This is a genomic window from Kushneria avicenniae (assembly GCF_900112585.1).
Classification (GTDB): Bacteria; Pseudomonadota; Gammaproteobacteria; order Pseudomonadales; family Halomonadaceae; genus Kushneria; species Kushneria avicenniae.
Genome location: NZ_FOLY01000001.1, coordinates 660,378 through 680,224, shown reverse-complemented (window position 1 = coordinate 680,224; position 19,847 = coordinate 660,378). Strand labels below are relative to the sequence as shown.

The window sequence follows — 19,847 nt, the reverse complement described above, 5'->3', positions numbered from 1 at the left end:
TATATATCAGTAATGTTAGTCCAGGTTGATACAAAAAAATGCAGTGGCTGACAACTTTTGATTAAGCAGGTCTTATTCTTCTCAATACCGGTGCTCCGGTGTCGCTGAAAGGCCTAGCCGGTCAAAATGGCGGTCGGTACCCGTGTTATCCTGCTTCTGCCTGATGGCGCGGGCGCTTTCGGACAGACCCTGCGCCGGACATGGTAGGCATCCGACAACGACGCAGGAGCAAGGCACTTGGCCCTCGCACATCGCAATCGCTGGCTTATCGGCGCAGGCGCCGCCGTCATTGCCGGACTACTGGTCTGGCTGCTGTGTACATGGGGCGCGACCGCCTATGCCACACGCTCGCTTGAAAGCGCCCTGGACAGACCGGTCACCATTGAGCATGTCACCGTCAATCCGCTGACGGCGACGGTGTCGCTTCAGGGACTGACGCTGGGGGCGCCCGACCATCGACTCCTGACCGTGGCGCGCGGTCACGCCTCGCTTCACTGGTCATCGCTCTGGCGTTCGGGCGTGTCTATCAGAAAGGTAGCATTGAAAGGCGTACACCTGCGTGTGGTAACAAAAGCCTCGGGTGATCTCAATCTGTCCGGGCTGGGGAGCAGCGATACCGGGAATGACGACAGCACCAGGGTCGTGATCGATCACATCGATGTGACCGGGGGACAGCTCGACTGGGTGGATCAACGCGCATCATCGCAGAGGACGCTATCGTTTCAGGACATGACGCTGTCGCTTGCAGATTTCGACAGCATGCAGGATGCGCCCATGCACGGCAGCGCCAGTGCTCGTCTGGGGCAGGGGCGGCTTGCAGCGACAGGTGACTTCAGCCCCGAGCCCCTGACCGGTGATCTGAAGGTCAAGGGAGATCAGCTGGCTCTGACGCTGCTCAATCCTTGGCTTGCCGACATGCAGCACCTCAAGATCGAGCGCGGTGTGCTTCAGGGGCAGGGGCGGCTTGCCTTTGGCCGCGCGACCGATAACGGTCTGCTGTGGCAGGGCGACCTCGGCGTTAACGACGTCAGTGTTATCGACCACCAGGGGCAGCACGTTTTCGGCATTGGCAAGGCAGACCTGAGTGGTATGGACGTCCAGGGAAGCCATCACCTGCGGGTGGCGCGTCTTGATCTCGATGCGCCCGATTTTCTGGTGCTCCTTGATGATCAGGGTCATTTCAATCTGACCTCGCGGACGGACAATCAGGATCAGTCGCAGACGGGGTCTTCCTCCGATAAAACATCATCGGCCCAATCGAACAGCGGTCAGACACCAAACCTGGCGCTGGGCAGCCTGCGCATCAATAATGGCACTTTCCGATTCGAGGATCATCAGATGTCGCCGGTGGTCCAGTTGGACATTCGATCGCTTGAAGGTCGGATGGATGCCTTTGATACCCGATCATCCGCGCCGGCAAAGTTTCGCTTCAAGGGCCTTGAGAGCGACGATACGCCGGTGGCCATCGAAGGAAGCTTCAGCGCGGGTGGTTCGCTGGCAGGCGAGATGACCCTGACCAGCAAGCGGTTGCCGCTGGAGCGCTTTGCGCCATACGTGCAGCGCTTTGGCGGCTATCGCATTCGCAGCGGTATCGCCGATCTGGATCTGCACTATCAGCTCGATGGCGGGCAGGTCACGGCAAAGAACCATATCGTGCTCAAGCAGCTGGCGCTCTCCGAAGCGCCCGTCGACAGCGATGCCTCCATGCCGTTGAGGCGACTGGTTGGCCTGCTGCAAAGCGGTGACGGTGTCATTAATCTCGATATTCCCATTGAGGCGTCGGTCAAGGGCAGCAGCGTGGACATGACAAGCGTTGTCACGCAGATTGCGGGCGAAGTGATGGAGAATCTTGTCACTTCGCCCATCGATACGCTCGATGCCATGATCAACGGCGACGATAATGATGCAGCAGACAAAACCTCAGGGGGCTATACAGAAGGTCCTCTGTCGCAGGTGGTGACCGATCCCAGCGATGAGTGAGCGTCGGACAAGGACATGGAAGTGGCATGAAAATGGATAACAGGCAGCGGGGCCGCTCGGGACATGGCATATACCCTGCTGCAGCAGGACTTCTGCTGGTCGCCATGATCGGTGGCTGCGCCAGCTATGACGGGATCGAGCCCGAAGGCGAGATGGTATCGCTCAATCAGCTGTCGGCGCTGCAGGCCGTGGGCGATGTCACTATCTCTTGGGCCAACTGGCCCGATCGTCAGTGGTGGAATGCGCTGGGCGATCCACATCTTGAGGCCCTGATTCAGGAGGCACTGGCAGACTCTCCCGATATGGATGTGGCCCAGGCACGCCTGCGTTCGGCCAATGCCGCTGTGGGTCAGGCGGGTGCCGAACGTCTGCCGACCGTCGATGGTTCCGCGCAGATTTCCCGTTCGCGGGTATCGGAAGTTGACGATCCTCAGGGGCAGGGCAACATCTACAGCACGACCCGGGGGCTTTCTTCGAACTTCAGCTATGACGTCGATCTCTGGGGCGGGCGTCGTGCTGCGTGGTCGGCAGCGCTGGGCGAGGCCCGGGCTACCGAAATCGATCTGCATGAAGCGGCGCTGACGCTGTCGGTCAACGTGGCACGAGCCTATGTTCAGCTGGCGGGGGACTACGCACTGCTGGACATCGCTCGTCAGGAGCTTGAGCGGGCAAAGACCATTGACCAGACCAACCAGCAGCTTCAGCAGGCCGGATTGAGCGATCAATCGGTCCGGCTGCAGTCGCGCTCAAGCGTTGATAGTGCTCGACAGTCTCTGGAGTCGGCCGAGCAGGCCGTTCGCAGTGATCGGATCTCGCTGGGGGTGCTGCTGGGCAAGGGCCCCGATCGCGGTTTCGATATCGAGCGCCCCCAGCCGCTGTCTCCGGCACTGCTGTCGCTGCCTTCGGTCGTGCCGGCCGAGCTGATCGGCCGGCGTCCGGATGTCGTGGCGGCACGCTGGCGGGTAGAGTCGCAGACCCAGCAGATCAAGGCAGACAAGGCGCAGTTCTATCCCGATCTCAATCTGAGCGCGATGGCCGGTTTCAGTTCGCGGCTGGGCAGCTACTTCTTCTCGGAATCTGCCAAAAGCTGGAGTGTCTCGCCGGCCCTGTCGCTGCCGATTTTTGAGGGGGGGCGTCTGCGGGCCAATCTGGACAGCACCGAGGCGGATTACGATCTGGCCGTGGCACAGTACAATCAGACTGTCATTTCGGCACTGGGTACCGTGGCCGATACCATCACCGCCGTACAGTCACTGGAGCGCCAGCGCCAGTCGCTGGAGCGCTCGCGTGACAATGCCCAGCAGGCCTTTGATCTGGCGCTCGAGCGGTTTCAGGCGGGAATTACCAACTATCTGCAGGTGCTGAGCACCCAGCAGCAGCTGCTCACCGCCCAGCAGTCGCTGGTCAGTCTGAACAGCCAGCTGGTGGATACCTCGATTCAACTGGTACAGGCGCTGGGCGGTGGTTTCAATGATCGACTCAACGTTCCTCACGCGACGGGTGGCTTTCCGCACGCGCCCAATCCGCAGATGACAGGGTCAGATGGCTGATCTGTCGCATCCGGCAAGACGAACCGACACGGCAACAAAAAAACGCCCCTTCAAGGGGCGTTTTTAATCCATGGATCATCCAACGGTCATGACGTCATCAGGACTCGTCATCCTTGTCCTTCCTGTCATGACGAACCTGAGCCACGGCGCGCGTGTTGTCGGCGGTTTCAAGCTTGGCCAGAAGCTCCTTTGATTCGGTCTTGAAGCTTGCCAGCTCCTGACCGCTCAGGGCGCGCCCACCCGGTAATTTGACGCGCATGGCGTTGACCTGAGACCCGTTGGCGATGATCTCATAATGAAGATGCGCACCGGTACTGCGACCGGTATTGCCGGACTTGGCAATTTCCTGCCCCATCTTCACTCGCTGACCGGGCTTGACCTCAGGCTTCGAAAGGTGGAGATAGCGGGTCTGGTAGCCATTGTCATGGGTAATGACAATATATTTACCGGCCAGCGGGTGATTGACCACCTTGGTGACACGGCCGTCTGCAGGAGCGCGCACCGTTGAGCCCACCGGCATCGCAAAATCGGTGCCCTTGTGGGGCGAAATGCGGCCCGTGATCGGATGATGACGCTTGAGGTTGAACGGCGAGCTGATCCGATAGTGCCCCTTGAAGGGATAGCGATTGAAGGCCGGGTCCAGTCCATGGCCGTCGGGCGTATAGTAATCGCCGTCGTGACGTACCACGGTCAGATCGTCCTTGCCTTCATAGTGAGCGGCCAGAATGCGGGAATCGTAGGGCTTGCCGTCAATCACGTCCGATTCGATCAGCACCTGAAACCTGTCGCCATCGCGCGCCGAACGGTTGAAGTTGACCTTCTTGCCCAGTACCGAAATCAGCTCGGCGACTTCGCCGCTGGACAGGCCGGTGGCGCGCGCCGAAGAGCCAAAGCTGCCGTTGACGGTGCCGGCGAACAGTCGCTGCGTGGCCTCGCCGGTACGCTCGATGTCATTGATGGCAAAGCGCTCGTCCGTGCTGTCACGCTCGAAAAGATAGCCGCTGCGCGTGTTTTTCATGACGCGCAGTGCCAGCAGATGTCCGTCCTGGTCGACCTTGTAATCCAGTTCATTGCCAACCCGAAGATTGGTCAGAGCCTTCCTGTCGGGTGCATCATCCAGCAGCTCGAGGACTTCACTGTATCCCATGCCCAGACTGTGCTCGGCAAGCTCGGCAAAGGTATCGCCCTGCTGAACCTTGTAGGTCTGCCACTCCGGCACATAGGTTTCGCGGGCCTCGACCTGACTGCCCAGCGAGAACTGTCCATCAAGGCTGTCGTCGGCAAAGTCTCCGGTATCGTCGTCGTTGAAGTTATCAACGTAGGACGTATGACCGTCAATACCATCGCCCATGCCGGTCACATGATCGGCGCGAGCAATGACTCTTTCGTTTTCATCACCGCCTTTGCCGCCATTGAGCGCTGCGCCGGCATTGATGGCAGCAAGATTGGAGGCCACGGCCAGTGCCTGGCTGACGTTGAGCTCGCCGGATTGAGCGCGCCTGTCAGCGGCCGGGCTGGCAAGAGCCAGTGCGCCGGCAATCTCGAGATGCGTCGGCTGGCTGAAAACGCGGGCCTGTTCCTGCGGAGCGGCAAGCGCAAGGCTCACCGGCTGTGTGACTTTCTGGAGGTCGGCGACAGTTGCATCGGTGGTCGCCGAGGTATTTGTATTCTGATAGAGCTGATGCGCACCCAACACGCCAACCATGGCGGTAACCGGTAACAATAAAAGCCTGTGCGTGCGGGGTAGCGAACTAAAAATTCGCAACATGTTGATAAGCGCCGTATACAGAGAGATAAAAGGGAATAAAGGCTGGATTACCTTACCTCAAGGTCTCGCACATGCCTAGTGTGAATATCAATAATTGGTCATCTTTATTTTAAGTTAAAGGGCGCTACGTCTGACGGCGATTTATTAGAAGGGCGCTGTGAAAACCTTGTACAGGAATAATTCTTTACAGGATCAGTATGGTGTCTGCTGGAGGCGTGCCATTTTCGGCTGCGGCCGCATGGCTGTCGCTCCGCGACGTATTCGTTGGTCTTGCCGAGTGCTTTCCCGAAGCGACTAACTTCTGATGCGTAGCACTGTATAAGTAAACAGTTTTGAGTTTCAAAACCCTTTTTTGAATGAAAAATTAACAGTGTTTTTTAACTGAAAAATCCTGCTGTTTATCCAATTTAATTGAATTAAAGGCAGGCTCGTATTTTAAATAAATGATAGTAATAAATGTTGTTGTTTTGAGATTTTTGAAAGGCATGTAAAACGCGAATTGTGTTGTTTTGTTATGATGGTGCAGGAAGGATTCGCGCCGTTGCCGTGATGCCGTCCCAGGACAGCGATACGGCTGCAAAGGCTTGTGCTGTGCCGATCAAGGCCTCTTCAGTCATGATCAGAAAGAAAATTTCAGTGCAGAGTTGATCGCATGAGCGGCAGTAAATATGCCGATGCCTTCAAGTGTTAACAGGATGTAACATGTCGCGAGTAACGCTGGTTCAATGGCAAATGCTGGCTGCGGTGATCGACCATGGCGGCTTTGCACGTGCGGCAGAAGCCATTCATAAAAGCCCGTCCAGTATCAATCACGCCGTGCACAAGCTGGAAACCCAGCTGGGGGTACAGCTACTGGACACTGGCGGGCGACAGTTGCGCCTGACCGAAGCAGGGGAGATGCTCCTGCGCCGGGCGCGTCAGTTGCTGGAAAGCGCCGATACGATCGAGGCCGTGGCGGATAGCCTCTCAAACGGTCTCGAGGCCGAAATCACTATTGCCATCGATCAGATTCTGGCGCCTGAAACGTTGTGCTACGCCCTTGACCGCTTTTCAAACCAGTATCCACATACCCGGGTTCAGCTTTACGAGACCGTGCTCAACGGCGGCGTGGAAATGCTGTTGGATAATCGTGTAGACCTTTTGATCAGCGGCCTGCCGGTGCAGGGCTATCTGGGAGAGCTGATGGGCGCCATTCGTTTTATTGCCGTGGCGCATCCCGATCATGCGCTTCATCAGCTCGATAGGGCGCTGGATCTACGCGATCTTCGCCAGCACCGACAGATTGTGACCCGGGATTCGGCCCTGCGTGAGCAAAATGACAGCGGTTGGCTCAAGGCCGAGCAGCGCTGGACGGTATCTCATGTGGCCACCTGCCTGGACATTCTGGCCCGTGGACTCGGTTTTGCATGGGTTTCTCAGACGCGGGTTCAGCCGCTGCTGGATAGCGGCCAGCTCAGGGCGCTGCCGTTGCAGGCCGGTGGTATTCGAGAAGTACCGCTCTCCATGTACATCAACGATGTCGAGGGCGCTTGCCCTGCCGTACAGGCCATGGCCGAGGCACTGCGCCTTGAGTGGCGCGCCTGAAGGTCAGACCGGAGGCCTGCCACGAGCGGTTGTTGTGAAAAGCGCGAGTGAAGCGGCTATTCTCACGGCCCGAACATGAATTCCCGGGGAGATCGCCGGGCAAGGAGACTGCCATGGGATTACTGGTCGATGGACAGTGGGTAGACCGCTGGTATGACACCAGAGGTAACGACGGCGAGTTTGTTCGCGAGTCAGCAAAACTGCGCGACTGGGTGACGCCCGATGGCGAGCCCGGCCCCGACGGTCGCAGCAGCGTCAGCGCAGGTCCCGATCGCTTTCATCTTTATGTGTCGCTGGCCTGCCCGTGGGCACATCGCGTGCTGATCATGCGTCGCCTGAAGGGGTTGTCCGGGTTGATGGGCGTGTCGGTGACCAGTCCGTACATGCTCAAAGAAGGATGGACCTACGAGCTGGAGGAAGGCTCGAGCGGCGATCCTGTCAACGGGGTGCGTCGTCACTATCAGCTTTATACGCTGACCGATGAGCACTACACGGGACGGGTCACCGTACCAGTGCTGTGGGACAAGAAAAAATCGCGCATCGTCAATAACGAGTCGGCCGATCTGATGCGTATCTTCAATACGGCCTTTGACGAGCTGACCGGCAATCAGCTGGATCTTTATCCGGCGCCGCTGCGTGAGGAGATCGATCGCATCAATGACGAGGTCTATGATCGGGTCAACAACGGTGTCTACAAGGCCGGGTTCGCCACCGAGCAGAAGGTGTACGAAAAGCATGTCACCGCGCTTTTTGAAATGCTCGACCGTCTGGAGGCTCTGCTGGAAGAGCGCCGATATCTGGCAGGTGAATATCTGACCGAGGCCGATATTCGACTGTTCACCACGCTGGTGCGCTTTGACAGCGTCTATTACAGCCACTTCAAGTGCAATCTGAATCGGATCGAGGATTATTCGGCCCTGTCGAGCTATCTGCGCGAGCTCTATCAGTGGCCCGGCATCGCGGATACCGTCAACATGAGCCATATCAAGCGCCACTACTATGGCAGTCATCCGAGCATCAACCCCAATGGCATCGTGCCGCTGGGGCCGGAGCTTGACCTTGAGCGACCCCACGATCGCGAGCGCCTGACAGGCAAGGGCATCTGGCAGCATGACGCCTGACATATTGAGCGTATAACAGGTGGGGGCGTTATCGTGATCGCCCTCATCTCTGCTGCGTCTTCGACTTTCGGCGTGCATAACCTGCGGCGCTGTGGTAAATTGCTGCCACCTCGCTTGTGAAGACCCTGCCATCTCTGCTGATTCGCCCCCATTGAGACTGCCGTTGCGTAGGGGACGATTCTCCAAGGCGCCAATGCGCCCACGCATCGATGGAGCACCGGGCCCCGTATGACGGCAGTGACTGCCATGATCTGTCGGTCGCCGCATATGACGTATTGCCCGGGTGCAATAACGGTCGCCACATGCCACGGATATCGTCATCTGCTCGCCTGTCGTGCGGGCAGATCGGGATGATACGAGTGCGACCGGTCAGGGAGCCATCCGATATGTCCATCATTTGATGATTGCCTCCCGACCAGACATTTTCCCCGTCGGTTTGATACCGGCTTATAAGGTGTGACATGACTTCTACTTCCGTTGCCTCGCCGAATTTCGGTGACATGGCGCTGCTGCCTGCTGTTCTCGAATCTCTTCAATCTCTGGGCTACGAAACACCGTCTCCCATCCAGGCGCAGACCATTCCATCGCTTCTGGAAGGCGCTGACCTTTTGGGTCAGGCGCAAACCGGTACCGGCAAGACGGCTGCCTTTGCGCTGCCGCTGCTCTCCAAACTTGACGTCAACCGTCGCGAGCCCCAGGTTCTGGTCATCGCGCCGACACGTGAACTCGCCCAGCAGGTGGCCGTGGCCTTTAGCCGCTATGGTCAGAACATCAAGGGTCTCGAAGTGGTCACGCTTTGCGGTGGGCAGGACTACCGTGAGCAGATGCGTGGCCTGAAAAGCGGCGGCCAGATCGTGGTGGGTACGCCGGGCCGCATCATCGACCATCTAGATCGCGGCTCGCTGAGCCTGACCGGTCTGAATGCGCTGGTGCTGGACGAAGCGGACGAAATGCTGCGCATGGGCTTCATTGATGACGTCAAGCGCGTCCTCAAGGACACCCCGACCGGTGCCCAGCGCGTGTTCTTCTCGGCCACGCTGCCGCCGGAAATCTCTCGCATCGTCAGCCGTTACCTGGTGGATCCGGTCACCGTGCAGATCGAAGCGCGTGCGGCAACGACCACTATCCAGCAGCGCGTATGCCGCGTGGATGGCCCGGCCAAGATTGAAGCGCTGGCACGTATCATCGAAGTCGAGCCGGTCGATGCCGCGATCGTCTTCGTGCGTACCCGTGCCTCCTGCACCACGCTGGTTGATCAGCTGGTCGCCCGTGGCGTTGCAGCCGCAGCCCTGTCCGGTGATCTGGATCAGAGCCTGCGTGAACGCACCGTTCAGCGCCTGAAAAAGGGCAAGGTAGACGTGCTGGTCGCTACCGACGTGGCGGCTCGTGGCCTCGACGTGCCGCGCATCACGCACGTCATCAATTTTGACATGCCCCACGACACCGAAGCCTATATTCACCGCATTGGTCGCACCGGTCGTGCCGGTCGCGAAGGCACGGCAATTACCTTTGCTGGCGGCCGTGAAGTGCGCAAGGTTCGCTGGCTCGAGCAGGCCACCGGTCAGAAGATCGACACCATGGAGCTGCCTGACGAAAAGACCATGCGTGCGCATCGCGATGCGAAGTTCAAGGCGCGTGTTGAAGCCATGCTCGAGCGTGGCCATGAACATCAGCGTGCCATGGTCGAATCGCTGCTGGAAGAGGGCGTTGACCCGGTCGATCTGGCCTGCGTCTTTGCAAGCCTTGCCCGTGCCGGTGAACCGCCGATCCGCTCTCTGCCGAAGTCCAGTCCTCGCAACGAGCGTCCCGAGCGTGGTGATCGCAATGAGCGTGGCGGTGAACGTCGCGCCTCGCGTCGCCGCGACAGCGGCCCGTCCGAAGGCATGACCCGCTATCGTCTGGCCGTTGGCCATCGCGACAACATCAAGCCGGGACAGCTGGTTGGTGCACTGGCCAACGAAGGCGGCATCGAAGGCGCACGTATCGGTCGTATCGACATTCGCCAGACCCACAGCCTGGTCGAGCTGCCCACCAGCCTGCCCGAGACCGTGCTGGCCAAGATGGCGCGTGCCCGCGTTGGCGGCCGCCAGCTCGAGATCAGCAAGGACAGCGGTCGCCCGGAAGGCGAGGGCCGCGAGCAGCGCCCGCGTCGCGATGACCGTCAGCAGGCGTCCTGATATCCGCCTGTCGCTGCGCTGATGCAGTAAACGCGCGGTCATGATCGAAGTGTTGAAAGGCCCCCTGCCCATGGCAGGGGGCCTTTTTGTGTCATTAGCCGTTGAACTGGCATCCATCGAGTGGCGTTGTCTACGCTCAGGCGACATCCAGGAGGAAACATGACATCAAAGCGTCAGCCGTTGCATGAATGGACCGTCGATCCGGACACTGCCATTGCGCTACAGAAATCGCTGGCACCGCGCGTCGTGCGTCATGACGAGATCGGTGACGTCGAGCACATTGCCGGAGTGGATATCGGCTTCGAGGAGGGCGGTGAAACCACGCGCGCCGTGGTTGTCATCATGCGCTGGCCCTCGCTTGAGATCGTGGAGCGAGTGCTGCACCGAAAGCCTACACAGATGCCTTATATTCCGGGGCTTTTGAGCTTTCGCGAGCTGCCAGCGGCACTTGAGGCATTCGAGCAGCTGAGCGTGATGCCCGACCTTCTGATGGTGGACGGCATGGGGATTGCGCATCCGCGTCGGCTGGGGATTGCTGCCCATCTCGGGCTCTGGCTGGACCTGCCGGCCATCGGTGTGGGCAAGAGCCGCCTGTGCGGTCAGCATGACGAGGTGCCCGATTCGCGTGGTCACTGGGTGGCGCTGACACATCGCAATGAGACCATCGGAGGCGTGCTGCGCACACGCGAGCGCGTCAAGCCGCTCTACATCTCTACCGGTCATCGCGTCTCGCTCGAGACTTCAATCGACTGGGTCATGCAGTGTCTGACCCGCTACAAGCTGCCGGAGCCGACGCGCCAGGCCGATCGCATCGCGTCGCGTCGTACGGCAGAAACGCGACGCCCTGAGGAGAGTGCCGCGCCTGAACAGAATACCCTGTCATTCTGAGATATACCGTTATCTCGTTCCGGTGGGTCAGCAGGGACTAACGTTGCTGATTCAGCCACCCCAGCAGGGCATCATGGAAACGCTCGGGGGCCTGAACCTGCGGTGAGTGACCCAGATCCTCGAAGTGGATATAGGTGGACTGTGGGATGCGACCGGCAATCTCCGGGCCCAGCTCGTCGTAGTGCCCCAGTGTCTTCTGGACCTCTTCCGGGGCCAGTCCCTTGCCAACGGCCGTGTTGTCGTGATCGCCAACCATCAGCAGGGTAGGCACTTCAAGGTCGTCAAATTCGTAAACCACCGGCTGGGTAAAGACCATGTCGTAGGTCAGCGCCTGACTCCAGGCGTTGATGTCGCGACCCTCGCCGCGATACATACCGGCCTGCATCTCGACCCAGCGATAATATTCGGGTTTCCACTCGCCGGCATAATAGGTCTCCTGCTGATACTGGCGCATTTTCTCGGCGCTGGCCTTTTTGCCACTTTCATACCAGTCATCGACGGACTGCCACGGTACGCCTTTCGCCTTCCAGTCCTCGAGGCCGATGGGATCCACCAGCACCAGGTTGTGGGTCGCATCGGGATACATCAGCGCATAGCGCGTGGCCAGCATGCCGCCCATGGAGTGGCCCATGATGGTGGCATCGTTGATATCAAGATGCTCGAGCAGAGCGTGGGTGTTCGATGCCAGCTGGTGGAGGCTGTACTGATAGTGACGCGGTTTGCTGGATTTGCAAAAACCGATCTGGTCCGGAGCGATCACACGGTAGCCCTGCTGCGTCAGGGCTCTGATGGTGCTCTCCCAGGTTGCCGCGCAAAAGTTCTTGCCGTGCATCAGGACAACTGTCCGTCCGTTGGCCTCATTCTGTGGCGCCACATCCATGTACATCATTTCCAGCGACTGCTGCTGAGAGTTCAGATCAAATCGATGCAGCTTCCACGGGTAGTCAAATCCTTCCAGCCGCGGGCCGTAGACCGGCGCATCATCAGGGCTTTCATTGGTGGCCATGGCCGGCAGGGCTACGGAGACCAGCAGTGGGGTCAAAAATAGAGCGCGCATGACATGTTCCTTGCAGGATGTCGTGAATCGATGTCGCTGTTGTTGGAGAAAAGACAGTGATGGTCGGGTACTGATCCAGTCTGGCAAAAAATGGCGAAACGCAACGAGAGCAGGGCGATTTTTCAAGCCTGCTTCAGGGTCTTCGGCGCACGATCGAGCATGACCCCGGGTGGCGCGCCCTGTCATCATCCTTCTCCGCAGGCGACATGCAGGCACTGTATCCCGGCATGGCCGGCATACAGTGCTGTCGAAGTGATGGTTTGTTTGCCATCATGGGAAGCCTGAACCCACTACGCCCAACGCAATCAAAGGACCTCTGGCCATGCAGAAAAAAGGTATTGGCGATTTCTTTTTTACCATTGTTTTATGGATATTGATCGGTGGCCTGGCTCAGTGGCTGATGCAGCATCAGCTCAATGGTGGCGGGAGCGGCGCCGCGATGACCGGCGTGTCCACCGGCAGTGACATGGCCGAGGGCGTCGGCTTCTCTTCCTACTGGAGCGCGCTGGGTCTGGTGTCGCTTTTCTTTGCCGTCATTGCCTTCATGGCGCGGGACCTGATGCGCGACAATCCGCTGACGCGCTCGCTGAAGGTCATCGGCACGCGTCTTTTGAGCACCACTTTTGATATCGGTCTCTTTGCGCTGGGCGGCACGCTCTTTTTGATGCTCAGTCCTGCAGCCACGAATACGGTGCCGCAGTGGCAGGCACTGTTCATTGGCATCAGTCTGCCATTTTTTATTGTCATTCTGGTGGTACTGGGCGTGATCTGGTGCCTGCTGCGATTCTCGCGTCTTTCTCTGGTCAGCATTCCGGCGCTCGAATTCAAGCCGATGGTGCGGGTAGCACTGTATCTGGGCATGCTGGCCATTCTGGTGCTGGCCGCCTGGCTGGCGCTATAAGTTCCTGTCAACTGATACAGGTTTCTGCCGATTGAAAAGGGCCTCCATGGAGGCCCTTTTTTTAGAGCGGATCACGCCCGGTACCGGACTCAGCTCAGGCTGATATCGCTCTGGCCGTTGCCGCGGGGCGCCACCCTGAACTGTACGGGGATGCGCTCGTGCATGTCCTGAACGTGGGAAATGACGCCGACCCGACGCCCCAGCGACTGCAGCGCATCGAGGGCATCCATGACCTGTGACAGCGACTGCGGGTCGAGACTGCCGAACCCTTCATCGATAAACAGGGTTTCGATGGTCAGCTGGCTGGACGCCATCGAGGCCAGTGCCAGCGCCAGTGCCAGCGACATCAAAAAGGTTTCCCCGCCCGACAGCGAATGCACCGAGCGTCGCTCATCGCCCATTTCCGTATCGATCACCAGCAGCCCAAGCTCGCTGCCGCCGCGCGCCAGCCGATAGCGCCTCGCCAGGCTTTCAAGATGAATATTGGCATGCTCGATCAGACGCTCCAGGTTCCAGCCCTGTGCGATACGGCGGAATTTCTTGCCGTCAGAGGCGCCGATCAGTCCTGAAATGCGCCCCCAGCGCGTCACTTCACGTCGGCGAGCTTCCAGCGTCTGTTCGATCTCGCGGGCGCGTTCGCGACAGTGGTCATCATGGCGCAGGGCGTGATCGGCCTCATCACGCGCGCTCTGCGCCTGTACAAGATCGGCCTCGAGATGTGACTGTTGGTCGGAGAGCATCATCAGGCGCTCATCGCGCCACGCTTTCAAGGTGCGGGTATCATCCTGTCGCGGCAGATCCACATCAGCTGATGCAGCATGCTCACCGTAGTTCTGACGATGGCGAATCAGCACTTCCAATCGCTCCTGACTCAGCAGCTGCGTCTCATCAATGCGCTGATCCGTGGCGGCCATCTCGCGCGAAAGCGCCTGATGCTGCTCGGTCGCCACGGCCAGCAGCGCCGCCAGGGTGTCATCGTCGATATCGGGATGGGCCTCGCGCCACTGCGTCATGCCTTCTGCCAGCTGCTCGCGGGTATGGGCCTGATCGCTGCGCTGCTGCTGTAGCTGCAAAAGGGTCTGATGGTGCTGACGGCACTGCGCCTCACTCGCCTCCAGCTGCTTTTGAATGCTCGCAAGCTGCTGTTCAAGAGCATCGATCTCGTGGTCCAGGGCCTCGCGCCAGGCCTGAACGCTCGGATAAGGCGCGAGCCGGATCGTCAGCGCCTCGGAGAGCTCGTCACGCTCGCGGACCAGCGGTGTGTGGACCTCTTCCAGTGACTGAAGCTGCTGCCGGGTGTGTGTGACGCCGGCATCCAGTCGGGTAGCTTCGACCTCCAGAGCGTGGAGCTGCTCCTGAACCGGGGCGCGAGTGCCGTGGTCCCGGTCGAAGCGGGCCAGACGTTCGGCTTCCCGATCATGGTCATCTACTACCTGCGTCTGTCGGCTCTCGAGCCAGTCGCTGCGCGCCTCGGGAGCGAGTTCGAGCAGTGTCTCGCTCTGCGCGCAGGCATCGAATTGCTGGCGGGCCTCGTGTCGCTGCGCCCTCAGGGTGTCGATCTCCTCACTGCGCTGGTGGATCTGACTATTGAGCTCACCGTAGTGGCCGCGCAGCTCGGCACAGCGCTGATCAAGCTCATCGCGCGCCTGTCGGGCCTCATCAAGCTGGCGCTGCTCTTCACGCTCGGTGGCTTCCAGCATCGCCTGAGCGGGGTGAGGAGGCGGCTGATGCGTGTAAGGATGCTCGGTACTGCCGCAGACCGGGCACGGGCTGCCGGCTTCAAGGCCTTCGCGCATGTCCAGAACGCTGTCACTGCGCGCCGCGCGCAGACCGGCAATGCTGCGTTCGAGCTGCGCCAGGGTCTTTTCCTGATGATCCAGCGCTGTCCGTGCCCGGGTGCCGTCTTCTCTCAGCTTTTCAAGCGTCTGACGATCCGTGGTCTGACGGGCCTCCAGCGACTGCATGCGCTGATCCAGCCGGTGCCAGTGATCATGGGCATGGCCGAGCGTCTCCAGCGCCTGGCGTTTCCGGCGATACTGCTCCAGCCGCTGAAGGGTCGTTTCGCGCCATTGTGCAAAGGAGTCGGCGCCTTCGGTCAGCTGCGCCAGCCGGGTATCCACGGCCGCCAGCGACTGTCGCTGATTGTCCTGCTTGTGCTGACAGCGGGTCAGCGCCTGTTGCTGGTCGTTCAGGGTCTGACGCTGCTGCTGGATCTGTTGCCGGGTCGTTTGCGCACGCTGCTCCAGATCGCGGTGGCGCTGCTCGTCGAGGGCGCACTGTGCCATCAGCGGTTGTTGCTGGCGGTAGTGCTGGCGTCTGGTTTCCAGTTGCTGTTGCTGCGTCCTGTGCTGTTCGGCGGTCTCATCGTGCTGGCGAGTAGCGACGTCAAGCCGGGTCTGCGTATTGCCCAGGCGCGTTTCGAGATCGCTGAGCGCAGTGGTCAGCGCCTCATGCTGCTGGAAGACATGGCGTACGGGGGCGAGCGCATCAAGCTGCGCCAGCCACTGTCGTTGCCCGGCCTGGGCGTGACGGCTCGCCAGCGCCTCATCGTGGGCACGGCAGGCGCTCTGCCAGTGAGATTCCAGCTGCTCATCGGTGGCCAGCCAGGCCTTTTCGCGCTTGAGGTCATGCTCGCGTGTCTGCAGCGTCCTGAGCTGCGCAAGGGTATCGGCCGCGCGCTGTTCCAGCAGGGCACGCGCCTCCGGTTCGGTCGGCGTCTGATGGCCGAGCTGTGCTTCGAGCTCGGCCACGTCGCGCTCGCCGGCTCTGGTTTTCTGAAAGGCCGCAATGGACAGGCGCGAATAGACCTCGGTGTCGGTGAGCTTTTCGAGCAGCTCGCTGCGCTGGTTGTCATCGGCCTTCAAAAAGGTACTGAACTCGCTCTGCGCCAGCAGAACCGCGCGGGTGAACTGCTCGAAACTCAGTCCCAGATACTGCGGCAGCAGGCGATCAAACTCCCGTTTCTGCGAGGTGATGACCTGCTGGTCCGGCAGTGATACAAGACTCTGCTCGATGCCCTGAAGCTTGCCGTCTGCCTTGTTCCGGGCGCGCCGCACCCGCCAGCAGGCCCGATAATGCGCGCCATCCCGGCCGCGAAAATCGACTTCGGCATAGCCACTGCTGTCGCCCCGACGCAGCAGGGTGCGCGGGTCGGCGGTGGTCAGGGTCTCCTCGCCGACATCGGGGGACACGGAGTCCCGGCCGGGTGCGGTGCGAAGGCGCGGGGTACTGCCATAAAGCGCCAGACACAGGGCATCCAGCAGCGTGCTCTTGCCGGCCCCGGTGGGGCCGGTGATGGCAAAGAGCCCGGCGCTGTCGAGCGGATGCTCGGTGAAGTCAATCACGTGCGGGCCGCTCAGGGAGGCGATGTTGTGAAGGCGAAGGGCCAGAATTCTCATGGGGTGTCCTCGGGCGATTCGTCGTCATGCAACGCCTGCAGCAGAGACTGAACGTCGTGCATGACCTCGTCGGGCGGCGCATCGCCGTATTCGCGCTTCCAGGTGCGGCTGAAAAGCTCGGACGGCCCCAGCGCGTCCAGCGACGCATGGGGCGTCTGGGGGCTGTCCGGTCTGGCCACGCTTGTCGTAATGCTGACCAGACGTACAGCCTTGCCTCTGAGCGCCTGCTCGATGAGAGGTCGCAGATCCACCCGGGGCGCGTCCAGAATGACGCGCACGTCCAGCCAGGGCCACTGCTCGCGCGGCAGGGCGTCCGGGATATCCTCGGGCAGTTCGTCGCTTGCCAGCATTTCCAGGACCTCATCAAGCGGCAGGGGGCCGACACGGTGCATGGCCACGGCGCGGGGGATGGGCAGCGGTGTGATCTGCGAGACATGCGCACCTTCCAGGGTGACTTCAAGCACCTGATGGGGGTAGTGCGTCTCGGAGAAGTCCATCGCCAGCGGTGAGCCGCTGTAGCGGATATGGTCGCTGCCGACGCGCTGGGGTTTATGCAGATGGCCCAGGGCAACGTAGGCGATCTCTTCCGGAAAGAGCGATGTCGACAGTGACTCTTCACCGCCGATCACGATGGGACGCTCGCTGTGCTCGGAGACGCTGGCACCGTGCAGATGGGCGTGACTCATGGCGATCAGCGCCTGTCCCGGCTCGCGTTTCTGAAGGCCGGCGTCAAACAGGGCCTCGTGCACGCGCACCATACCGCGCACGTAGCTGTCGCCCGGCGTTTCCGGAGCATTGTCACTTTCAGTTGAAGCAGTATCACGCGCTCTGCCGGTCACCTCGGCCGGGCGCAGAAAGGGCAGGGCCAGACACCAGGCCCGAACGGCACCGCTGCTGTCCGGCAGCGGTACAATAAGCCGATCCACGTCGGGGTCACCGCTGTCATGCCAGAGAATGCGCCCCAGGGCGTGGGTGTTGAGACGGCGCAGCAGCGGGCCGGGCAGTTCGATGCGCGCGCCGCTGTCATGGTTGCCGGCAATCATGACGATGGTCAGCTGCGGCAGACGTTCGTGCGCTGCAATCAGAAAATCATACAGCAGCGACTGGGCCGCCATGGTGGGATTGATGACATCAAAGACATCGCCGGCGATCAATAAAGCATCGGGGGCACGCTCGCTGAGGGTTTCCAGCAGCCAGTCGAGAAAGTGACGGTGCTCGTTGTGGCGCGACTGGCCGTGAAAGCGCTGGCCGAGATGCCAGTCGGCGGTGTGGATCAGTTTCATCAAGCGCTACCGTCGTGAAAGGGAATTGCAGTGGTGATGGCTTTGTCGGATCGTGGTTGAACGTTGGCAGGGAGCATGACGCGTCTGATCGCGCAATAACAGTATCGATGCTCGCATGAGCGCGGCGGTGGCGCACCATCAGGGCTGCTCTCAAGTTAAACGTAATGGGAACGATCGGCCGATACGGCTATATTTCAGCCCATCATCGCTGATGGGATGATGGCATTTTCGGTGCCCGTACAGGCAATGCAGGCAGGCACGGAAGGGCAATAGTGACACAGCGTCACCATGTTTTACGCAAGGGCAAAGGAACCGCCAGTGCATGCGATGGTCGATACTGGTTAACCTTGTATCCTCCGAAAGCCTCATGATGCGCTGGCCCTGTATCAACTCAACTCAGGATTTCGGCTCGGGCAGGGCCGTATCGTCTTAAAAGGAAAGTGTTGTCCATGGATCGAAGAACTCTACTCAAGGCATCTGCGGCGCTTTCTGCGCTTGGCATGTCGACCAAATCCTTGTTGGCCCGTGCCAGTGGCAATGATAACCGTGGTCCGGGGGAAGGGATTGCCGTCGCGCTGGATGACAAGGGCACCGATTTCGACTTCGACTGGCTCAAGTCGCACGCCCGCGAGATGGCCAGATCCGAGTATCAGGATACCACCGAGACGCTGCCCGATACCCTGACGCTTGATAACCTCGATCCGCTTGAATATCAGTCCATTCAATACGATCAGAATCACGCCCTGTGGTCTGATCGCGCCAATTCTGCCGTTCAGGCCCAGTTCTTTCACGTGGGCATGCAGTTCAATCAGCCGGTGCGCATGCACAGCGTGGTGGATGGCAAGGCCTACGAGATTCATTTTCGCCCCGAGCTTTTCACCTATGAAGGCACGGGGATCGACGTCGGCCAGCTCAAGAATCACGATCTGGGCTTTGCCGGCTGGCGGGTGTCACGAAGCCCCGACTTCTCGGCGCTCGCCAACGTGGTCTCCTTTCTGGGCGCCAGCTATTTCCGCGCCATCGACAAGAACAACCAGTTCGGTCTGTCGGCGCGCGGTCTGGCCATCGATACCGCCATGCCGGCAGAAGAGGGCCAGGAAGAGTTTCCGGTCTTTACCCATTTCTGGTTCGATCAGCCGCCGGCCAATCGCGCCCGCTTTACGGTCTACGCGCTGCTGGACTCCCCCAGCGCGACGGGCGCCTACAGGTTTGATATCGACTGTCAGTCCGAGCGGGTCGTGATGGGCGTTGACGCCAATGTCTATCCGCGCAAGAGCATCGAGCGTCTGGGTATCTCGCCCATGACCAGCATGTTTCTGACCGGTACGAGCCAGCGCCTGCGTCGCGATACGGTCGTGCCGCTGGTGCATGACTCCGATCGTCTCTCGATCTGGAGCGGTGACGGCGAGTGGATCTGCCGCCCGCTGTATAACCCGGATGTGCTGCAGTACAACACCTTCGAGGATGAAAATCCGCGTGGCTTCGGGCTGGTTCAGGACGATCATGACTTCGAGCACTATCGCGACGTGGTCAATTACTATCATGCTCGTCCGAGTCTGTGGTGCGAGCCGACCAGCGAATGGGGCAAGGGCTCGATCACGCTGATCGAGCTGCAGACCATGGGGGAGACGGTCGATAACATTGCCGCCTTCTGGCAGCCTGCCGAGCCGGTCGAGGCGGGGCAGGAGCTGAGTTACAGCTATAACCTTTACTGGAGCCCGCGTCCTCCGGTCAAGCCGTCGGTCGGTCAGGTCGACAAGACCTGGAGCGGCATCGGCGCCGTGCGTGATGGCTGGATTCCGGGCGAACACTCGCCGGAAACCTGGGCGCGCCGGTTTGCCGTCGATTTCCGCGGTGCGCCCATTAATGACATGCCCCCCGATGCCGATATGGAAGCTGTGGTTTCGGCTTCTACCGGCGAAACCCAGGTCGTGTCGGTTACCAAGCTGGGCGGGCCGCTGCAGATGTGGCGTGCACAGTTTGACTGGTACCCCAAAAGCGAGCAGACCGATCCGGTCACGCTGCGGGTCTATCTCCGCCGGGGCAATCAGACGCTGAGCGAGACCTGGCTGTACCAGTTCGTGCCGCCGGCACCCGCTGATCGCAACTGGGATCATCACGGCTGAGACCGCTGATCCAG

The 19,847-nt window shown here is 60.2% G+C and carries 12 protein-coding genes; 8 read left to right on the top strand and 4 right to left on the bottom strand.

Annotation, left to right across the window (positions count from 1 at the left end; translation table 11 throughout):
• Window positions 1-237 precede the first annotated feature (237 nt).
• Window positions 238-1,980, top strand: coding sequence for a DUF748 domain-containing protein (locus tag BM079_RS03155; RefSeq protein WP_090130679.1), 1,743 nt, complete (start codon window positions 238-240; stop codon window positions 1,978-1,980).
• Between the two features lie 26 nt (window positions 1,981-2,006).
• Window positions 2,007-3,530, top strand: a complete 1,524-nt coding sequence (locus tag BM079_RS03150; RefSeq protein ID WP_217639631.1) for an efflux transporter outer membrane subunit — start codon at window positions 2,007-2,009, stop codon at window positions 3,528-3,530.
• 97 nt (window positions 3,531-3,627) lie between these two features.
• Here the strand turns inward: BM079_RS03150 and BM079_RS03145 are convergent, their stop codons facing one another.
• Window positions 3,628-5,298 carry a peptidoglycan DD-metalloendopeptidase family protein gene (locus BM079_RS03145; RefSeq protein ID WP_175489575.1) on the bottom strand — a complete coding sequence of 557 codons (1,671 nt, stop codon included), beginning with the start codon at window positions 5,296-5,298 and terminating at the stop codon, window positions 3,628-3,630.
• Between the two features lie 702 nt (window positions 5,299-6,000).
• Here BM079_RS03145 and BM079_RS03140 point away from each other — a divergent pair.
• From BM079_RS03140 to nfi, 4 genes are all read left to right on the top strand, one after another.
• Entirely contained in the window at window positions 6,001-6,882 is an 882-nt protein-coding gene (locus BM079_RS03140; protein ID WP_090130677.1) for a LysR family transcriptional regulator, read from the top strand.
• 113 nt (window positions 6,883-6,995) lie between these two features.
• On the top strand, window positions 6,996-8,003 hold the full coding sequence (locus BM079_RS03135) for a glutathione S-transferase family protein (RefSeq protein ID WP_090130676.1): 1,008 nt from the start codon (window positions 6,996-6,998) through the stop codon (window positions 8,001-8,003).
• A 461-nt stretch (window positions 8,004-8,464) separates the two neighbouring features.
• The gene (locus tag BM079_RS03130) at window positions 8,465-10,180 is read left to right on the top strand and encodes a DEAD/DEAH box helicase (RefSeq protein ID WP_090130673.1); all 1,716 of its coding nucleotides are present in this window, start codon (window positions 8,465-8,467) and stop codon (window positions 10,178-10,180) included.
• Window positions 10,181-10,339: 159 nt separating this feature from the next.
• On the top strand, window positions 10,340-11,068 hold the full coding sequence (nfi, locus tag BM079_RS03125; protein ID WP_090130667.1) for a deoxyribonuclease V: 729 nt from the start codon (window positions 10,340-10,342) through the stop codon (window positions 11,066-11,068).
• A 37-nt stretch (window positions 11,069-11,105) separates the two neighbouring features.
• On the opposite strand, the gene BM079_RS03120 is transcribed toward nfi, so the two are convergent.
• Window positions 11,106-12,125: an alpha/beta fold hydrolase gene (locus BM079_RS03120; RefSeq protein ID WP_090130666.1), complete on the bottom strand. Its 1,020-nt coding sequence runs from the start codon at window positions 12,123-12,125 to the stop codon at window positions 11,106-11,108.
• A gap of 322 nt (window positions 12,126-12,447) precedes the next feature.
• Between BM079_RS03120 and BM079_RS03115 the strand changes: the two genes are divergently transcribed.
• Window positions 12,448-13,026, top strand: a complete 579-nt coding sequence (locus tag BM079_RS03115; protein ID WP_090130665.1) for a hypothetical protein — start codon at window positions 12,448-12,450, stop codon at window positions 13,024-13,026.
• Between the two features lie 89 nt (window positions 13,027-13,115).
• On the opposite strand, the gene BM079_RS03110 is transcribed toward BM079_RS03115, so the two are convergent.
• Window positions 13,116-16,424 (bottom strand): AAA family ATPase, encoded by a 3,309-nt coding sequence (locus BM079_RS03110; RefSeq protein WP_090130664.1) that lies wholly within the window; start codon window positions 16,422-16,424, stop codon window positions 13,116-13,118.
• Window positions 16,421-17,707, bottom strand: coding sequence for an exonuclease SbcCD subunit D (locus BM079_RS03105; protein WP_090130663.1), 1,287 nt, complete (start codon window positions 17,705-17,707; stop codon window positions 16,421-16,423). Before BM079_RS03105 ends, BM079_RS03110 begins: the two co-directional genes overlap by 4 nt.
• Before the next feature lie 449 nt (window positions 17,708-18,156).
• On the opposite strand from BM079_RS03105, the gene BM079_RS03100 reads away from it, so the two are divergent.
• On the top strand, window positions 18,157-19,833 hold the full coding sequence (locus tag BM079_RS03100; RefSeq protein WP_090130661.1) for a glucan biosynthesis protein: 1,677 nt from the start codon (window positions 18,157-18,159) through the stop codon (window positions 19,831-19,833).
• Window positions 19,834-19,847 lie beyond the last annotated feature (14 nt).